This window comes from Neobacillus sp. DHD-1R (assembly GCF_057747995.1).
Window position 1 is genome coordinate 3,279,236 of the sequence record NZ_CM173232.1, and the last position, 19,431, is coordinate 3,298,666.

The 19,431-nt window shown below is 36.4% G+C and carries 14 protein-coding genes and 1 pseudogene; 5 read left to right on the plus strand and 10 right to left on the minus strand.

The annotated features are described in order from the left end of the window. Positions 1-54 precede the first annotated feature (54 nt). From AC3ANL_RS15975 to AC3ANL_RS15990, 4 genes are all read right to left on the minus strand, one after another. Complete coding sequence (locus tag AC3ANL_RS15975) at positions 55-1,053, minus strand: ABC transporter substrate-binding protein (protein ID WP_488325406.1); 999 nt, start codon at positions 1,051-1,053, stop codon at positions 55-57. Positions 1,054-1,352: 299 nt separating this feature from the next. After that, positions 1,353-1,481 (minus strand): hypothetical protein, encoded by a 129-nt coding sequence (locus tag AC3ANL_RS15980; RefSeq protein ID WP_488325407.1) that lies wholly within the window; start codon positions 1,479-1,481, stop codon positions 1,353-1,355. A 168-nt stretch (positions 1,482-1,649) separates the two neighbouring features. Beyond that, positions 1,650-2,810, minus strand: a complete 1,161-nt coding sequence (locus AC3ANL_RS15985) for a cation:proton antiporter (RefSeq protein WP_488325408.1) — start codon at positions 2,808-2,810, stop codon at positions 1,650-1,652. A gap of 246 nt (positions 2,811-3,056) precedes the next feature. After that, positions 3,057-6,518, minus strand: a complete 3,462-nt coding sequence (locus AC3ANL_RS15990; protein ID WP_488325409.1) for a hypothetical protein — start codon at positions 6,516-6,518, stop codon at positions 3,057-3,059. Between the two features lie 336 nt (positions 6,519-6,854). On the opposite strand from AC3ANL_RS15990, the gene AC3ANL_RS15995 reads away from it, so the two are divergent. Beyond that, positions 6,855-7,331 carry a hypothetical protein gene (locus AC3ANL_RS15995; RefSeq protein WP_488325410.1) on the plus strand — a complete coding sequence of 159 codons (477 nt, stop codon included), beginning with the start codon at positions 6,855-6,857 and terminating at the stop codon, positions 7,329-7,331. 41 nt (positions 7,332-7,372) lie between these two features. Here AC3ANL_RS15995 and AC3ANL_RS16000 read toward each other — a convergent pair whose 3' ends face one another. Both AC3ANL_RS16000 and ltaS read right to left on the minus strand, forming a co-directional pair. Next, positions 7,373-7,885 (minus strand): HD domain-containing protein, encoded by a 513-nt coding sequence (locus AC3ANL_RS16000; RefSeq protein WP_488325411.1) that lies wholly within the window; start codon positions 7,883-7,885, stop codon positions 7,373-7,375. 297 nt (positions 7,886-8,182) lie between these two features. After that, positions 8,183-10,138, minus strand: a complete 1,956-nt coding sequence (gene ltaS / locus AC3ANL_RS16005; protein ID WP_488325412.1) for a lipoteichoic acid synthase — start codon at positions 10,136-10,138, stop codon at positions 8,183-8,185. Between the two features lie 487 nt (positions 10,139-10,625). Between ltaS and AC3ANL_RS16010 the strand changes: the two genes are divergently transcribed. Next, positions 10,626-10,811 carry a hypothetical protein gene (locus AC3ANL_RS16010; protein ID WP_488325413.1) on the plus strand — a complete coding sequence of 62 codons (186 nt, stop codon included), beginning with the start codon at positions 10,626-10,628 and terminating at the stop codon, positions 10,809-10,811. A 101-nt stretch (positions 10,812-10,912) separates the two neighbouring features. Next, complete coding sequence (locus tag AC3ANL_RS16015) at positions 10,913-11,092, plus strand: small, acid-soluble spore protein, H family (RefSeq protein WP_488325414.1); 180 nt, start codon at positions 10,913-10,915, stop codon at positions 11,090-11,092. Between the two features lie 111 nt (positions 11,093-11,203). On the opposite strand, the gene AC3ANL_RS16020 is transcribed toward AC3ANL_RS16015, so the two are convergent. Next, a complete protein-coding gene (locus AC3ANL_RS16020; RefSeq protein WP_488325415.1) occupies positions 11,204-12,355 on the minus strand; it encodes an acyl-CoA dehydrogenase family protein in 1,152 nt (383 codons plus the stop codon). A 185-nt stretch (positions 12,356-12,540) separates the two neighbouring features. Further along, positions 12,541-13,878: a TrkH family potassium uptake protein gene (locus AC3ANL_RS16025; RefSeq protein ID WP_488325416.1), complete on the minus strand. Its 1,338-nt coding sequence runs from the start codon at positions 13,876-13,878 to the stop codon at positions 12,541-12,543. Between the two features lie 273 nt (positions 13,879-14,151). On the opposite strand from AC3ANL_RS16025, the gene AC3ANL_RS16030 reads away from it, so the two are divergent. Next, entirely contained in the window at positions 14,152-15,684 is a 1,533-nt protein-coding gene (locus AC3ANL_RS16030; RefSeq protein WP_488325417.1) for an MFS transporter, read from the plus strand. Between the two features lie 200 nt (positions 15,685-15,884). Continuing rightward, positions 15,885-17,186 (plus strand): NarK family nitrate/nitrite MFS transporter, encoded by a 1,302-nt coding sequence (locus tag AC3ANL_RS16035; protein ID WP_488325418.1) that lies wholly within the window; start codon positions 15,885-15,887, stop codon positions 17,184-17,186. Between the two features lie 277 nt (positions 17,187-17,463). On the opposite strand, the pseudogene AC3ANL_RS16040 reads toward AC3ANL_RS16035, so the two are convergent. Both AC3ANL_RS16040 and AC3ANL_RS16045 read right to left on the minus strand, forming a co-directional pair. Next, a pseudogene (locus AC3ANL_RS16040) lies at positions 17,464-18,192 on the minus strand (transposase); the annotation flags it as partial. 362 nt (positions 18,193-18,554) lie between these two features. Continuing rightward, on the minus strand, positions 18,555-19,385 hold the full coding sequence (locus tag AC3ANL_RS16045) for a 3D domain-containing protein (protein WP_488325419.1): 831 nt from the start codon (positions 19,383-19,385) through the stop codon (positions 18,555-18,557). Positions 19,386-19,431: the final 46 nt, after the last annotated feature.

The window sequence follows — 19,431 nt, forward strand, 5'->3', positions numbered from 1 at the left end:
TGTAAGAATGAAGGAGTTAACCTTTAAAAAGGTCTCCTCCTTAGTTGTCAGTTATTATTTTTCTTCATAAAATTCTCCAAGCTTCTTCCAATCCTCATTTACTTTTAATCCCTGAGCCTCTGCCGCCTTCGTATTAATGACAAGCTTTAAACTGTTTGGAAGCTCAACTGGGATGTCTGATGTCTTTTTCTTTCCACTTAATATATCGGCAGCCATTAATCCAGATTGATAGCCTAAATCAAAATAACTAAAACCACTTGCGGCTACTGCCCCTTTTTTCATTGAATCCAATTCTCCAACAAAAAGTGGGATTTTTTTGCTGTTTGCAACAGAAATAACTGAATCAAGGGCTGTAACAACTGTATTGTCAGTTGGGATATAGATTGCATCAACACGTCCCACTAATGACTCAGCAGCTTGCTTTACTTCAGCAGTAGTTGATACGGAAACCTCTACAAGCTTAGCACCTTTCTCTTCAGCGATTTTCTTCACTTCTTGAACTTGAACAACTGAATTTTGTTCACCAGAATTATAGATGACACCGATATTTTTCGCTTTCACTTCGTCCGTAATAAAGCTAATCGTTTTTTTCGTTGCTTCCGGATGGTTATCGGTTGTTCCGGTAATATTTTTCCCAGGTTTATCAAAGGCTTCAACAAATCCAGCTCCCACTGGGTCTGTTACGGATGTAAAGATAATTGGAATTTCCTTTGTTGCATTCAAGGCAGCTGTTGCGCTTGGCGTAGCATTGGCAAAAATTAAATCCACCTTGTCACCAACAAAATTATTAGCAATCGTTTGGGTGTTATTCATATCTGCCTGAGCATTTTGTTCATCGTATTTGACTTTAATGCCCTTGTCCTTTAATGCCTTTTTAAAGCCTTCTGTAGCTGCATCCAAGGATGGGTGCGGAGCAAACTGTGTAATACCAACCTTGAATTCCTTATCTGCTCCACCTTTTTCTGAACCTCCTGCAGATTCTTTGCTGCCACAACCTGCTAGCAGCAACATACCTGCTAATGCAACTGAAAGAGCTTGTACCTTTCTTTTCATAACATAAATCCCCCTTGTTATCCCTTTTGTGAAATTTCAAATAATTTTTTATATTAAAAATTATTCTAGTATCTTTTTTACGTAAAAGCAATAGAAAAACCAAAAATATTTTTTCGCTTTAAAGCAGCATAATTTTCGATACGAAAATAATTTTTTTAGGACTGATAGAAAGGACATTGAGAATGGTGTATTTGCAATTTTAATTTTCATTTAGACCAAGAAAAAATGCCTTCTAATTTGTTAGAAGACATTTAAGCATAAATATATTAAATTACGTGTGGATGAAACACATATATGTCTTACCAATTACGGGTATCTTCAAGTAACAAGTCAATCTCTACTTTTTTTACTTTGTAGTTGTTTTTCTCAGATGTTAGATCTGAAGTGGCTTCTAGTAATTTGTCGATATCAATTAGTACGTTTCCCATCTCTAACCTCCTAAAAAGAATCGAAATTTATTTGTTACAAAATGATTCGACTAACGTTAGGAAATCATGGGGGTCATTTAGATAAATTTTAAATTTGGATATACGCCGCCGGTCTGTCAATCTGATCTGATATAGGTATCCAGGGAAACCGTCTTAATTCAAATTTTATTATGCAGTATGTTTCATTTTTTTCTGTTTATTGCTTTCTGTAAAAAAATATTTCATCAAAGGCGGTGTAACAATCGTCGTGACAAGTACAACTATTACTAATATAGCGAATAATGTTTGTGTGATTAACTTGGCCTCTAAACCAATGCTGGCAATAATTAAAGCTACCTCTCCTCTTGAAACCATCGCAGCTCCAATTCCGAGGGAATTTCTCCAAGGAAAATTCGCTAATTTAGCGCCGCCAGCTGCTCCCACTAATTTTGTTAAAATAGCTAGGATACTAAGGCCCAAAATTAGAACTAAATGATCTGAAATACCTTCAAAGCTGACCTTGAGACCGATTGAAGTAAAGAAAACTGGTACGAACAGTGTATATCCAATTGTTTCTACCTTTTTAGTTACTTCATGTTTAAAATTCGTTAAACTAATGGCAATACCAGCAATGTAAGCCCCAATAATAGCAGCAACACCCGTTAACTCAGCCGCGTAGGCAAATAGAAAGCAAATGATTAATGCGCCCGTTATAATCGATTCTGTTACCTTTAGAGGAGCAAACTTCTTCAACATCCATGGTACTAGCTTCCAAGCTGCTAAAATAGCACCTCCGAAAAAGACTACCTTCTTAATTAAGACCATACCTAAGTTTACATCTCCACCTGCCATACTCATTAAAAAGGCTAAGGCAATAATGACAAGGACATCATCAATAACAGCCGCTCCTAAGATGGCTGTTCCCTCTTTGGATTGCAGTTTATTCAATTCTTTAAGGGCTTGAACAGAAATACTTACACTAGTTGCTGATAATAATAATCCTAAAAAAATGGCTTCAAAAGTGGACATACTCATCATGATGCCTGCTATATAACCTACCAATAGCGGAACGATAATTCCACTAACACCCACAAAGGTTGAAGCTTTCCAAGAGCGTTTAAATTCATCTACATCAGTTTCCAAACCAGCAATAAACATTAACAAAATGACACCAATTTGGCTTAGGTCTTCCAATGTCTGTGTTTCGGAGACGAGCCCAAATACTGCCGGTCCTAAAATAATTCCAACCAGCAGTTTCCCAAGAACCGCGGGCTGGCCCAACTTTACACTAATGTCCCCTGCAATTTTAGAGGCAAATAAAATAATGGCTAACTCAAAAATTAATTCCATCTAATCACCTGTCCTTTAGTAAAAATAAAAAGAGTCTGTTTTCTTATAAACAGACTCTTTGCAAAAAACAAAAAAGCCTGTTACCAAAGGGTATACTACTCCCTTGGTGACAGGCTCCTCCAAAAACACAAATTATTAAGTTAACACTATTATAACAGACTTTATGATATTTTACAATATGTTAAGGTTTAAGCCGGTTTATAGAAAGTTAAAACTTGGTCCGGATTTTATGATGTACATCATGAGTTAATCCCACTTCTTTAATTTTTCGATTAATTTTACTTTAAAGACTCCCAGAAAGGTGGTTTCACCCTTTTGCACTTTTTGCTTATTCCATTCATTAAAGCTTGCAACTGTTATTAAAATGAGCCCTGCAATTAATAAATATACCCACCAAGGCATGTTCCCCCAATAGGGTCTAGTTTGCAAAAATACATTTAATAACAATATACCTGCCCCTACAAAAAAGTATGATTTTATTTGGAAGAACATCCCCGCCATCATGGACACTAGCGAGAGTGAGCCTAAAATAATAGCATCATAAATGGTATTGCTCGCCAATCCATCTTGTATTAACATCAGTGATACAATTATTAATACTCCCCATTGTATGGCTCTCGTAATATCTGTATATCGTTCTTTTAAACTTAAACGGAGGAAAATAACCAATACGATAAATGGAAGTACCTGCACTTCCCTCTCCCATAATGTTGGAATATTTAATTCGTTTACAGTGGAAAAATAGGGCTCCAAAAGATAAGCCCCTCCTACAATTGAAATAAAGACGGAGGCATTGCTTGGCACTCTTTTTCTTTGCAGCCACAAGGAAACGGCAATCAGTGTACCTGGCAGAACGTGTGTCCAAAGCTGTTGAGTTTCAAGAAAGTACATAAAGAAAAAGTACATAAAGGATACTACTGTATATCCGTCAAGTTTTATTTCTTGAAGCCTTTTTCCCTGGTCGATCAACTTTTTGTATGCCCTCTGTCCAATCATAAGCAGGACAAACCCTATACAACCAGATAAAATCATTTTTTCAATACCTGTCAACTCGCTTAAATAAGAGAATTCCACTGTTGCTAAGAAAGCTAACAATAATGGAATAATGCCCAGGACATCCCATTTAATCTTTAACAAATAGCTCAAGATTCCTATCGTGTAGGCCCAAGTGATAATATATTGTGCCCAGCCAAATGGGTAAATCATGAGAAAAGATGCTAATCCAATCATTGAAAATGGCACTAAATAATAGGCTGTTCGTTTTTTAAAATCTTCTTTAGCAAGGAGAGCAAAAATTAGAATTAACCCACTAGTAATCGGAAAGTTATAGGATTCAATCTTTTGAACACTGATCGTCTCCACACCTGTTGACACCACAAAAAATAAAGAAGTAAAACAACCGTAAAGAAATACTTTTATTTTCCATTCTTCCTCAACAAAGTGGGTGCTTAATGCGTAAATCAAGATGGCCAAGCTGAAGCTATAGATAGCATATATGTGATTAAAAGCTAAGAACGTATAGGCAAGCGAAATGGGGAAGATGGTATGTCCTACCCAGGCAAATGCCGCTGATAAGTTCGAATCCCTATTTCTGAAAATATACGCAATGATTAGCAGCATGACAGTGCATGCAGGAGCGATAAATGAATTCACGAAACCATTAAAAGGATATTCCTGACCAATTGTATGAATGATGGAAAAATAAGTAATGACTACTGTGATACTAATAAAAAATGGCACCCACTTTGTTCCAATCTTATTATACAAATAGTAATACATCCCTATTCCAATGACCAAAATGATGGGTTGAACCAAAAGTAGATTAGACGAGCTTAGCAATGCTTGGATAATGGAAAGCGTATAAAGGATTTGTGAGGTATACAAAGAAATTCTGGCAAATTCCTTTTCAGCTGCCTTTTTCCAACCAAAACTGGATAATAAAACAAAAGCTGCCCCAGCTGCAAAATTAATGGTATTACCATAATCCAAATAATATGAAAGTGAATTAGCATTTATCTCTTCACCAAAGGCCACTACTGCAAGGCCAAGTGCAGGTGGTAAAATCCATAAAGCTAATTCCTTTAATAGAATTCGCTCTTCCAGCTTATGCATTATATAAGCTGCTACAGCTGCCAGCAAAAACATGACACCTAATTCCCACCACGAAGAAAACACAAGTGCTCCCATTATAGCAAGCCCCATTATAGCTAATCCAAGGTTCTTAGCTGCAGTTTGAATAATTTTAAGATACTTTATAAAGTGAGAATAGCCAAAGAAACTAACCAGGATAAAACCTGTAATGGATAACGTTAATGAAAAATTATTTTCCTCAAATAGGAGATTAATTAAAGCGATTGCCTCGTATATTCCTGATGCTAGAAATAGTGAACTTAAATACGGAAATAATCGTCTTGGACCCCTATAGGATAAGTAAATAAAATTGGCTGCAATGATAAAATAGGCGATCAGTAACACGATTGAGGGATTTCCGGCCCGCACCATTATTCCTTCTAGACTAATATAGATAAAAGCGAAGCCTGATATCACTGCGCTGGTATATTGAAAAACTTTATTTAAAGAAAATCTATCGTCCAATGTTTTGGGCACGAAAAGGAGCCCAAATGCTATTAATACGTAGACAATTTCAGCAAAATACTCGAGAAAGCTATGCTCGATCAGTTGGTAGGCTCCATAAACAAGCATTAGCGTAAAGACAAAATGATATTCTTTTCTTCCGCTTACATACATCATCGCTAAATAAATGACAGCAGTCAACAAGAGGTTAACACTGTATAGAAGCTCGTTGTCATAAATAAAAAGCATAAAAAGTGTAGATAAAACGAGGTTTACTTGGATAAAGGGAACAAATTCTCTTGTAAACAATTTGAATGAGTCCCTACTCTTTACCCGTTGATATCCCCAAATGAGTAATGTATTAAATACCACCATACCCGAGTAAAAGAAATCAATTTTTAGGTTAATGCCCGCCAAGAAAAAGGCCGCTCCAGCAGAAAGTGACACATAAATAAACCAAACAAAAAGTCTTGAGCTTAATTTACTAGCAAACAGGAAATAAATAATAAGCGGAAGAAAGCTCCCCATCATCCCTAGAAAATATCGACCTTTTCCAGAAATTGATAAATAATCCCCTAAAAGTCCAAACCATCCTAGTGAAAGAATAAAAATAGGCAGAAATAGGCTTCCTAATACCGTAAAAGCAAAGGCAGTTTTATCGATATGTAGTACTTTTTTCGTTAGTAAGGCTATACCGTAAAATAGTAAGGATACAATTGCAATCGAACCACTTTTCATTATGCTTGTCATGGATTCCCAATTACTTGTAGCTACAAATAATCCCCCAATTAATAAGAAGATTACTCCAATATTTAAGGACCAAGTAATGTTCCTCTCACGAACTTGTTCAACCGTAAGTGTTTTCTTCACTTTTGGTGGTTTGGCTGGTACAGGTTTTGAAATATGAGACAAGGCTTCAATTGGCTCTGGAACTGCTGTCTCCCCTTCTATTAAATCTAAGTGATATTGATGGTGTGCTTTAGCCACTGTTTCAACAATTGCATCCGCTAAATACCCTTTTTCTCGTAATGTATAAAGCTCCTCCCTGAAAATTCTCCTTTTTGTTTCCCTTATGTGAGGTTCCATCATACTTCTCCTCCGTATTAAGGATTTTTTAACCTTTATTAGCTTCATCCAATTTTCTCCTATGGTGTAATTTTACACTAATTTATCGAATTTTCAATACTTATTATTGGCACAATAAATAATCTATTTTACCTTTAGGATAAATATATGTATGATAAAGAAAAGCGCAAGCGCCCTGGTCAGCGGCGAATGGCCTGGAGCGCTCCAACTGAGATAAAGGAAACACGAAGAGCGTTAGCGATTCGATGTTGACTTATCGTAGGGCGGAGAGCGAAGGACATTAGCCGCTAGGGCGCTGAAGCTAGACAATTCTCGAAGACAAAACTTATACATTCTGATATTATACGAAAACTCGCTTTCTAGTGAGAACAATTGGAGGATCCTATGCTTACATTTGATGAAAAACTAGCTATAATCGAAGCTTTTCCAGAATTAGAAAGAAAAAATGTTTCCCTCGGACGTATTAATTTCCAGTTCCTTGAAAGTATATCCGATAAGAAAAATATTGTTTATCATTTACACCCAAATGGAAACGGCTTTGTTTACGCAGGACATTTAGAAAATTATGAAACAGACGAAAAAGGGATGGTCAATATCCGCGATTTTTCCGCCAATCAATTACGTGGATTATTAAAAGAAGCTATTCAATCCTTATCTCCTATAGAAAAAACAGAGTTTGAGGATGCCATTATTGGAGATTCGAACGAAGAGCGGTGGGTTGATAGTGAGAACAATCATCTAATCTTAGTTAATGAAAACGACGCCTGGAATATATATTTTGGGTTAAACCTTGATGCAAGCTTTGATACATACGGAGAAGCAGAAGAGTTTTTAAGAGAAGAAGGCTTTAAACGAGAATAAAGAAAAGGGCTGTGCTAATTAAGCACAGCCCTTTTACTTTACTAAACATTTTCCTTCTCAATCCATTCATCCAAGCGAATAATACTTTGCTTTGCCCGTTCATAATCGATGGTCCGATAATGATGCATTCCACCCTCTTCTTCATCTTTTTCATCTGCCCATTTCACTATTTGCTGTAAAGGTGTCCTCTCAATATCATTCGTAGGCAAAAAGGAGTCCGTATGAAATAGTATGGCAAGAGCAATCGTCTTTGCTTTAATAGGATTTTCACCAAGTCTAATTAAGAGTTTGTGGGCACGCTCCGCCCCTTTTATTGGATGAATATCATTTCTCTTGTACAAGTCGTAATCCCATTTTCCATTTTTATACCATGTATAGTGACCCATGTCGTGAAGTAATCCAGCTTTCGCAGCAATATCCACATCCAATTGATGTTCTTTTCCTAAATGAAAGGCATGATACGCAACTGCAATCGCATGGGCAAGACCGGAACGGTTCAAATATTTTTGGGCAATATGATGTTCAAATATATCTAGTAAGGTTACGTCTCTCATGGGGTCCCTCTCCTAACATAAAATGAAATATATTTCATTTATTATATGCTAACCTGTCCAGATTGGCTATTCCGAAGAAAAGCGGAAGCGCCCTGGTCAGCGGCGTATGGCCTGGAGAGCTCCAACTGAGATAAAGGAAACACGGAAGAGCCGGAGGCGATTCGATGTTGACTTATCGTAGGGCGGAGAGCGAAGGACACTAGCCGCTAGGGCGCTGGAGCTGGACATTTCTCGAAGTAAAAACTTATAAATTCTTATATTATAAAAAAAGAGAGAAGAAATGATCTTCTCTCTTGGTTAATTATTTTCAGATGTTTTTGTCTGGGTAGCTTTTGGGCCCAAATAATCATAGTTGTTAGGATTAATTGGGGTATATCCTGCCGGCTTATAGAAACGTAATAAGTCTTTATAAACTATTTCATCAGACATTTGCAATTCCGTGTTAACTTTCTCTGAAATTGCCTTACATGCTTCTGTATTTCCCATTAACTCGCCTGTGGCATCGGAGTAGCATTTATCTTTTATTTGAATAACATCAGACGATACAAAATCACCATTTCTAAATAAAGCCCAATTACGATGTTGTTGTGATAATAGATCAGAACCAAATTCCATGTAATCCTTTGTATCAATACCTAGAAGGTGAAGCACGGTTGGACGAACGTCCACTTCCCCGCCAACTTGATGCTGTATTCCACCTTTTACGCCTGGTACGTGGATAAATAATGGGACACGCTGCAGCTTAGCATTGATCGCAGGTGTGATTTCCTCTACCCCTAATACCTTGGCCATTGCTTCGTTATGGTTTTCCGAAATACCGTAATGGTCACCATACATGACAATGATCGTATTGTCATACATACCATTCGCTTTTAAATCATTAAAGAACTGTTCAAAAGCCTGGTCCATATAGTGTGCTGATTGAAAATATTGATTCACAACCGTATCCCCATAATCCCCTGCTGGAAAATCTGTATCCTGAGGGTCCATCTCAAATGGAAAATGATTGGACAATGAAATAAACTTTGTATAAAATGGTTGTTTTAAACTTTCGAGTAAAGGAATGGATTCTTTAAAGAATGGTTTATCCTTCATCCCATAGTTTTTTGTATTTTCATCAGACATGTTATAGTATTCTGCATCAAAAAATTGATCGTAGCCAAACGCTTTATAGATCACGTTCCTGTTCCAGAACGTTTTATAGTTACCATGTAACACGGCAGAACTATATCCTTGACCTTTTAAAACAGAAGGCATGGCATGATACGTGTTTTGTGCTTTATTTACAAACACTGCACCTTGTGCCATCGGATATAAAGAATTTTCCATTAAAAATTCAGCATCAGATGTTTTCCCCTGCCCTGTCTGATGGTAGAAATTATCAAAATAGAATGTATTATTATCACGCGCCAACGAATTTAAAAATGGTGTAACTTCTTGGCCATTAGGCATTTTATAATTAATTATAAAGTTTTGTAATGATTCCATTGAGATGTAAATGACATTCATGCCTTTGGCTTTACCAAAGTAATCTTTATTTGGTGCTGCATAATTTGCTTTACGGTAATTCTCTACCTCTGTGATATCACTTGAATCAGCCAATGCTCGCTGACTAGATGATTTTATGTTTTGAATGACATCATAAATGGTAAAGTTATACGCCCCGAGATATTTAACGAGATAATTTCGGTCAAAGGAACGTGATAGTAATTGTGGACGATCCTTTTCGGCTAAACCAAGGTTAAATAAAAATGTTGTAATAGAAAACAATAAGACAATTTTAAATGCCTTCTTGTTCGTTACCTTAACTTGTTTAAAAACAGTTAATGCAAGAGCAATCAAAATAAACATATCGACAAAATAAAAAATATCAAATGGGGACATTAAAGAAAGAGCACTGTCGCCCAACTGTCCAGCGTTTGTTTTTGTCTGCATTAACACGGGTACTGTAATAAAGTCATTAAAAAAGCGATAATACGCAATATTGGCATACAATAAGAATGATAATAGGAAATTTATGATAATGATAGCTAACTTTGTCCGTTTCTTAAAAAGTAACGCCAATCCAAAAAAGAATAGTGCAGAACTTAATGGATTTATCAGTAACAAAAATTTCTGTAAGTTATTATCTATTCCAAGATTGAATTCAATTTGATATGCCGCATATGTTTTAATCCAGAATAATACAACGGCAATTACGAAGAATGTAATATGACTATTGTTTAATTTTTTAGGTAGTCTAAATTTATTCATTTCTAAATTCTCCTCTCACTTACCAATTAAGCCTCGGTAAACGAACCTCAATTACTATATCACATTTCTTTTAAAAATAAAAACATAAATATGCCTTTTTAGGTTGGATCTCCAGCAATAATTTACGTCATTATTTTATAAAATTCGTCAAATCCCGTAACAATTTGACCTGATCAATTATCAAAAATACACCTTCTATTTTATGTCAGGTATTTATGGGACATGACTATTTCACACCTCAAATATATAAGACGGATTGGGGTATGAATTAGTTTCATAAATTTTTTCATCGCATGAGGACAACCGGTATCAATGCCTATATTGTCAACTAACTGGTTTGTTATTTTACATATCTTAAACCTGAATAAGGTGCCATGCAATATGAATTTAGACTTATCTTTTCCTGATTTGGTTCCGAATAATTAATAGATAATTGGACAGCCTAACCACATTGGAAAGAGAAATAATTGAATAGGGAGGTGATCTCATGCCCAGAATTAGACCTGATTTTACGAAGAGTCCTTTTTTTGTGGAGGAACCTGGAAATTGGCATTTAAAAGAGGGGGCACCAGTGGAGATGCAAATGGAACTGGCGAATTACCTTCAAAATCTTGAAGATTTAAACGAACCGGGAACTATTAATGGTGTACAAATTCATTTTTATCCGGATTAATTAGTCAAATATAAATAATTATAGAAGAAAAGCATTTCAGCAATTAGAGTGGATATCTTTGAAAATGTTTATCTTTAATAAATTTCTTAGGAGTGAAAAAAATGGATGTTAACCGTGTAAAACAAATATTATCCTCATCAGCAGATATAGAAGTGAAATACAATGGGACTTCGGTATGGATTGATCAGTTAAACGAAGATGGAAGAACGGCAACCGTTCATTTGCGCGGCCCGTTGGAAGAACGAACCATTGTTGAAATTAATGAACTTGCAGAAGATTAATTAGTTAAACCATCTTTTTAATGAAGAGATGGTTATTTTCTGCCCCATAATTAAAGGCAGGAAAGATTCCTGCCTTTAATTATATTTTCTCTTGTTTATTATAATTTTGATTTATTTATTTTCTGCTATACTTTTCTTTGCCAAAAGTTGAATGGTCATATCATCCATTGGAGGGTTATGCAGACCAGCTCGCACATCGCGATAATATCGTTGTAATGGGTTCTGTAACGACAGGCTTTTAGCGCCGACAATTCTCATTGCCAAATCAACAACAGAAATTGCGGTATTGGTTACAGTTAACTTAACTGCTCCTAAAACATGTGCCATTTTTTCTCTATCATTCTCATTGGAATCATCCCATTCTTTTGCAGCCCCATACAATAAATATTCTGCCTGGATTAATTGCAATTCCATTTCCCCAATTTTTTGTGTTACATTTGGCAAATCAATAATTGTCCCCTGAATACTATTAGGAGAATATTCCTTTGCAAATTGAATGGCATATCTTTGTGCAGCTTTGGCAATTCCTAGGTAGCAGGCTGGAATGTGAAGGAGCCATCCATTTGCTTTCTTGCCAACGGCATTAAGTCTTTCCACAAGATACTCATCAGGGACAACCACATTTTCAAGAATTAAATCATGACTTCCTGTTCCTCTTAAGGCAATGCTATCCCATGTTTCTACTATTTGTATTCCCTTTGTTTCGCGTGGAATCAAAAAATTTGCTGCTTCATTGGTTTCATCGATAGTGGCACTCACAATAATATAATCGAGTACCGGTGCCATGGTCGTAAATGTTTTCCTTCCATTAATCAACCAGTCTTGGCCTCTTTTTTTAGTTGAAGTTTCGGGTCTTCCTCCCCGAGTAGGACTTCCAGTTCTTGGCTCTGTTTGCGCACTATTTATCAACGAGCCTTTTCTTACCTGTTGGCATAGGAACTGATAAAGGGACTCGTTCCAGCTTTGTTTCTCATGAAGATTCATAATAATCCCCATATGCCATCCTATTGACAGAGCGGTGGCGCCATCACCTTCTGCAATCATTTCTTGGAGTCGAATCAATTGATAAAGTGAGATTTGCTGCCCTCCAAATTTTGCAGGTACAGTTAAGGAAGTATAGCCTGTATTTTTAAGGTCTTGAATATTACTAAAGGGAAAGCCTCCTTCTATATCCACTTGATGAGCCCTCAATAAGAACTGTTTTGACAGAGTCCTCATTAGCTCTAACTTTTCTTCAAATGTTTCCAGCTCTGAAAAATTCATTTATTCCACTCCTATCATTTTTCCTAACAGATATAGTAATTTCTTTACGTTAACCATACCACAATAGTGCTGTTAAGCTTCTAAAAACAGACTCAATCTACTTTTAGCTCCCCGATTATATAAAAAACTCTCGGTCAAACATCGCCGGAGAGTTTTTTATGGATGTATTATTATTCAAGAATAAACTACCCAATCATAATTTTTCCTTTTGGATATCGGAATGCATCAGGATTTCTTCGCATTGTTACAGCAAATGCAATAGTTAACGGTCCAACCCTTCCCGCAAACATTGTAAAAATAATTAATGACTTGCCAAAGGGAGTTAATTCAGGTGTCAAACCCATCGACAGACCGACAGTTGCAAAAGCTGATGTCGCCTCAAATAAAATGGTTAAAAAATCTTGCCCATGTTCTGAAATCGTTAAGACTAGGGTTATGAACATGACGAGAAACAATCCACTAAAAGTTACGGTTAACGCCTTATAAATTGTCTCATATTCAATCCGCTGACGATAAAATATGACATCCTCTTTTCCCCTTATCTGTGACCATACCGCCCCTAACAGAGTTGAAAAAGTAGTAGTTTTAATCCCGCCTCCAGTTGAACCAGGAGAAGCACCTACAAACATAAGAAGAATAATTAGTAATAAGGAAGATTGAGTTAAATCCCCAATATTTACTGTATTAGCCCCTGCTGTTCTGGCAGTGACCGATTGAAATAATGAGCTAAGGATTTTACCTGAGATTGTTAGTGGTTTTAGTGTCAGGCTATTTGAATATTCTAAGGCAAAAATACCAATCGTTCCGACTGCCACTAAGATTGCACTTGTCACTAAGACAATTTTTGTATGCAACGATAAACGTTTAGAGTTTCGATATTCATAAAGTTCATTCATAACAATAAAGCCAATTCCGCCTAAGATAATTAACGAACAGATCGTTAGCGTCACGGTCGGATCGTCGACATAGCTTGTTAAACTATGAAATTCACCCATTAAATCAAAACCTGCATTGTTAAAATTAGATATAGAATGAAAGATACCATAATAAACGGCCTTACCAAGGGCCATATCAAAGGAAAAACGGATTGACAAAAACAATGCACCAACAAATTCGATAACAAAAGTAAAGATTAAAATTCGTTTTGCTAATCTGACAATCCCTTCCATTGAAAGATTATTAAGGGATTCTTGTAACAATATTCTTTCTTTCAGAGATATCTTTTTTCCTAATAAAAATGCAAATAGAGTTGCAAATGTCATAAATCCAAGTCCTCCAACTTGAATCATTATTAAAATAACTAATTGTCCAAATAACGTAAATGTAGTCCCAGTATCCACAACAACCAGCCCTGTTACACAAGTGGCAGATGTAGCTGTAAAGAGTGCATTCAAAAATGACAACCCTTGACCATTTGTTGTTGAAAGAGGCAGGGTTAATAAAATAGCACCTATAATAATAATAGAAGCAAATCCGATAACAAGTATCTTTGGGGGATCAAGTATTTTCTTTTTTAGCCGCATATTTTTCCATCCTAACTTATTTTTTATTAGCAAGAATTTTTTCTATATATAAATTATGGAATGATAAAATACTTATTAAAGGAAAAATATACTACTCCGTTTAAAATATGTAAATAGTTTCTTTTTCTTGTGTCTTACCTCACTGTTTTAAAGTGAAAAGTGTTCTATAATACTAATGAAAATTTTTCTGTATGACTGGATTCACCATCTAAATATATTATAGTTGATTAAAGAAAAATAATGAGGAAAAAGTGGATACATGGGGGATGAAAAATGAAACTTGGAACAAAACAACTTATTATTCAATCCGGAAGCCTTGTGGCAGGTTTTATGGTTTGGGTGCTTATTTCTTCACTTATGCCTTTTATTAAGGATGATATCTCTTTATCTTCTACGGAAATTGCCTGGGCTACAGCTGTGCCAGTTATCCTTGGATCCATATTAAGAGTACCGATTGGCTATTGGACCAACAGGTTTGGGGCTCGAATTTTATTTTCTATTAGCTTTACTTTATTACTGCTCCCAATTGCTATCATAAGCTACGCAAATACTTTGTTCATGCTAATCATCGGGGGACTTTTACTAGGTATTGGCGGAGCTGTTTTTTCTATTGGGGTTACTTCCCTGCCAAAATATTTTCAAAAAGCAAAGCATGGATTTATTAATGGAATTTATGGAGCAGGTAATATTGGAACAGCCCTAACCTCCTTTTCTGCGCCTGTATTAGCAAATGAATTGGGTTGGAGAACTACTGTAAGGATTTTTCTTATTATTATGCTGATTTTTGCGATAATTAATCTTTTTTTAGGAGATAAAAAAGAAGAAAAGATCAGCCATTCGTTGTCAGATCAAATTAAAGAAGTATATAAGAAACCTAAGCTCTGGTTTTTTAGTTTATTTTATTTCATCACCTTTGGTGCATTTGTTGCCTTTACCATCTATTTACCGTCATTTTTAGTAAATCATTTTGAACTGGATAAGGTTGATGCCGGTTTACGGACAGCAGGTTTTATCGCGCTTGCTACCTTTTTTAGACCAATCGGGGGATGGATTAGCGACAAAATTAATCCCTACCTAATCTTAATGATAGTCTTTTTTAGTTTAACCTTTGCAGGCTTTCTCTTATCTTTTACACCTTCTCTGCCGATATACTCTTTTGGCTGTTTAATAGTTGCCATTTTTGCTGGGATAGGTAATGGAGCTGTCTTTAAGCTTGTTCCTTTATATTTTTCGAAACAAGCAGGTATTGTCAATGGGATTGTTGCAGCACTGGGAGGTCTTGGTGGTTTTTTCCCGCCCATTATTTTAACGATTTTGTTTAATTGGACAGGACATTATACAATTGGTTTCATGACCTTATCTGAATTTTCCCTTGCAAGTCTGGTTCTTGTTGTTTGGCTATATTACCAAGATAAGCTCGAAATTTCCGCAAAGATTGTTAATATAGTTATAGACGGAATTTGTGTAACAGATACAAATGGAATTATACAAAACGTTAATCCTGCCTTTACTAAAATTACTGGTTACAACCTCGACGATGTAGTTGGAAAGACTCCTAGTGTTCTTCAATCAGGTGAGCATGATAATGAATTTTATAAAAAAATGTGGCATAGCATTTTAACGAAAGGATTTTGGGAAGGTTACATTTGGAACAAAAGGAAAAATAATGAGATTTATAAAGAATGGTTAACCATTACCGTTATTAAAGATGATACAGGAGAAACGAAAAACTATGTAGGCATTTTCTACGAAGAAAGAAAATATGCAAAGAAAAATACCATGCAAACCAGGGACCTTCATACATGAAGGTCTCTTTTTTGTGATTACCTGTGATAATTATTACAACTTTTTGTCTAAGCAACAGAGTTCACATTTCCTTCACTATTTTTGTGACGTACGTCACAAAAATAATGTTTGCATGTGTTTTATAGTAATCACACAAGGAACACATTCAAAAAAATCCTGATTTAATAAAATTCAAATAGGAAACAGAGGGGGAAAAAATCATGTCTCGACTTAATTACTGGAACCCAGAAGATGAAAAATTCTGGAATGCAGAAGGAAAAAAACATGCACGTAGGAATTTATGGATCTCCGTACCATCACTTATGCTAGCATTTATCGTTTGGCAAATTTGGTCTGTGGTTGCCGTAAGACTTAACGACATAGGCTTCCATTTTACAGAAGAACAACTATTTACACTTGCCGCTATCCCAGGTCTTGTCGGAGCAACATTAAGATTTGTTTATACCTTCGCAGTGGGGGCGATGGGCGGAAAGAACTGGACCGTTATTTCCACAGCAATCTTGGCAATTCCTGCAATTGGGATAGGATTTGCTGTTCAAAACCCTGAAACCCCATTTTCAATTATGCTTTTATTAGCAGCACTTTGTGGTCTTGGCGGTGGTAACTTTTCATCGTCTTCAGCAAATATAAGCTTTTTCTTTCCAAAAAAAGAAAAAGGAACAGCACTTGGAATTAATGGCGGATTAGGAAACATGGGAGTTTCCGTAGTACAGTTTGTGACTCCATTAATCATCACATCCGGCACTTTCGCGTTAGTTGGCGATAAACAAGTATTATCTAATGGTCAATCAGTTTGGTTACAAAATGCAGCCTTTATATGGGTTATCCCTATTGTTATTATGACACTACTAGCATTATTTAAAATGGATAATGTTCCAGGTGCAAAGCAGTCTATAGCAGATCAATTTGTGATCGTAAAACGCAAGCATACATGGATTATGACAGTACTATATGTTGCAACTTTCGGCTCTTTTATTGGATACTCAGCGGCTTTCCCGCTATTATTAAAATCGCAATTTCCTGAACATCTATCCCTGGCTTTCCTTGGTGCATTAGTGGCCGCTGCTGCAAGGCCAGTAGGCGGTTGGATGGCCGATAAACTTGGCGGCGCAAAAGTAACTGCCTATGTATTAATCATAATGGGAATTGGTGCATCAGGAGTAATCTACTTCTTAACTGATAGACAATTTTCAGGATTCTTAATTTCATTCTTAGTTCTTTTTCTAGCATCAGGAATTGGCTCTGGATCCACATTCCAAATGATTCCTAATCTATTTATCCCTAAAGAAGCAGCACCAGTCATCGGATTTTCAGCGGCTTTCGCAGCCTATGGTTCTTTCTTCATTCCAAAGCTTTTTGGTTGGTCTGTTAAAGCAACTGGTACGCCTGTTACAGCATTCTACTTCTTTATTGGTTTCTATATAATCTCACTTGGTCTTAACTGGTTTTTCTATCAAAGAAAAGCAGTTGTTTCAAGAGATTTGGTAAAACAAGCTAGTTAATCTCATTATTTCAACATAAAAAACTGCCTTACAATTAGGCAGTCAGATTGTCGAGGGTATATTCCTCGGCAATTTTCTTATTTTATTAGAATTTGAATTGCCGATATTATTAAAAATTGCCCCTGCTAAGGGGCCTGTTGATTTCCGCTCCAGGTGATTCGCTTTCCGCGGGCGGTTCGGGAAGCCTCCTCGGCGCGTTCCACGCCTGCGGGATCTCCCCTGTCCCGTACTCCCGCAGGAGTCTTCGCACCTTCCGCTCCAATTAAAATGAGATTAATCAACCAAAAGGATTACCACACACCTTTTCCAGTCTGAATAAGTGTGTCGCAATCTTTTTCATGTTCTGGCAAGCTGCGGTAAGAAGAGCCTGCTCATTTGTTTATTTTATACCCCGTAACCGGCATTAGCGAAGGCCGTGCAGCTCTTTTGAGTCTGCGAAGCTTCGCTCAATTTTTTCCTTTCTAAATTTATATAGCTCTTTTCCTGATTTAGATAAGCGATTTACTCTTACCTTTTCCTTGTACTCCGCCCATACATGGCGTGTAACACCTTTATCCTTATTTTTTGAACATGTGCATGGGGATAAAAGTGGACAGCTTTCACATTTTTTAGAATCAGATTTGTATTCTCTATAACCCTCTCGGGTTGTTGTCTTGTAGGGTAATTCTTGGTTATTAGGGCAAATGTAAAAATCCCGTTCTTTGTCATATGTAAATTTTCATTCAGAGAATAGGCCGGTAGTAGGATGGAATCTTCTATGGGCAATAACTCCAAATATAAATATATTACGATCAAAAAGTCCTTTACAAATAGGATTAGTGAGATAGCCCGAATCTAACGCAACAGCTTCTACCTTAAAACCAAACCGTTGGACCTGACGGTCCAATCGATTCAGGTAAGGCACGGAATCTTGAACATTACCGGGAGTAACATAGACATCAGTAATAATATTGAACTTCATGTCTGTAGTCCGATGATCAAGATAACAGAACATTTCCTGCTTATTAATTTATATTCACTTTGGCTAAACTCTTTGGTTTAAACATTGATATCACCACTTATTTTTATAAATAATTGGTTGAACTGCTCGTCTTAATAATAACACCTGTTGATTGGCGCGGAAGGCACGAAGACTCCTGCGGGAGTACGGGGCAGGGGGAGACCCCACAGGCGCTTGCGCCGAGGAGGCTCCCCGGCACGCCCGCGGAAAGCGAAGTGCCTGGAGCGCCAATCAACAGACATGTCGAATAGTCTATTTAATAATAATATAACAAATTAACGCGGTGAATTGTTAAAGATTCTAAATAAAATAAAGGCTGTCGAGAGTTTCTCGACAGCCTTACTGCCTTACAATAGGCAGTTTTTTTATTAATTTAATATTTTCACATTCACTTGTTTGTTACCCCAATTAAGGGCATCTTTTTCAGCTGGGATAAATACATCAATTCGATTTCCTTTAATTGCTCCACCTGTATCAGCAGCAATTGCTTCACCATATCCTTCCACATATACTTTACTTCCAAGTGGAATGACTGACGGATCCACAGCAATAACCTTTGCATCTGGGTTAGCATGTAAGTTCACACCAATAGCGGTTGTGCCAGAACATCCTTCACATGAAGCAGTATAAGCAGTCGCCTTTACGGTTATTTCTTTTGGTTGATCTGCTTCATTTCCTGTTTCGACGACAGCATTGTTAGCAGCTTCATTTACTTTTGAAATGTTCATTTCCTTTTGCGTCGTTTCAGATTTTGAAGAGGTTTCAAGAGAAACATTCGTGTTTTTATCAGCATTAGTATTTTGGGATACCGTTCTTGATTCTGTATTTCTAACATTATCTGTTAGTTCATCATAAATAACAAGATTTAACCCAGGATGAATAAGATCTGTATTTAATTTATTCCATTCTTTTAATTGATTAACGGAGACTTGAAATTTTACCGCAACATCCCAAAGTGTATCATCTTGTACAACAGTATAATGTTTTTCTGTTGCAATTGTTATTACATCTCCTGGATGGATGAGATCAGTGGAAAGATGATTCCATTTTTGAATATCTTCTACAGATATATTATTTTCTTTTGATATATCCCAAAGAGTGTCACCATTTTTCACGGTTAACTCTGCCGCATGGACATTAGCACCTACAGTTCCTGAGAGTGCAGCTACTAAAATGAATGCTTTAATTTTTTTGATCATTTTCTAACCTCCCATGTTCTTTCGCAGCTAACTGTACCAATGATAA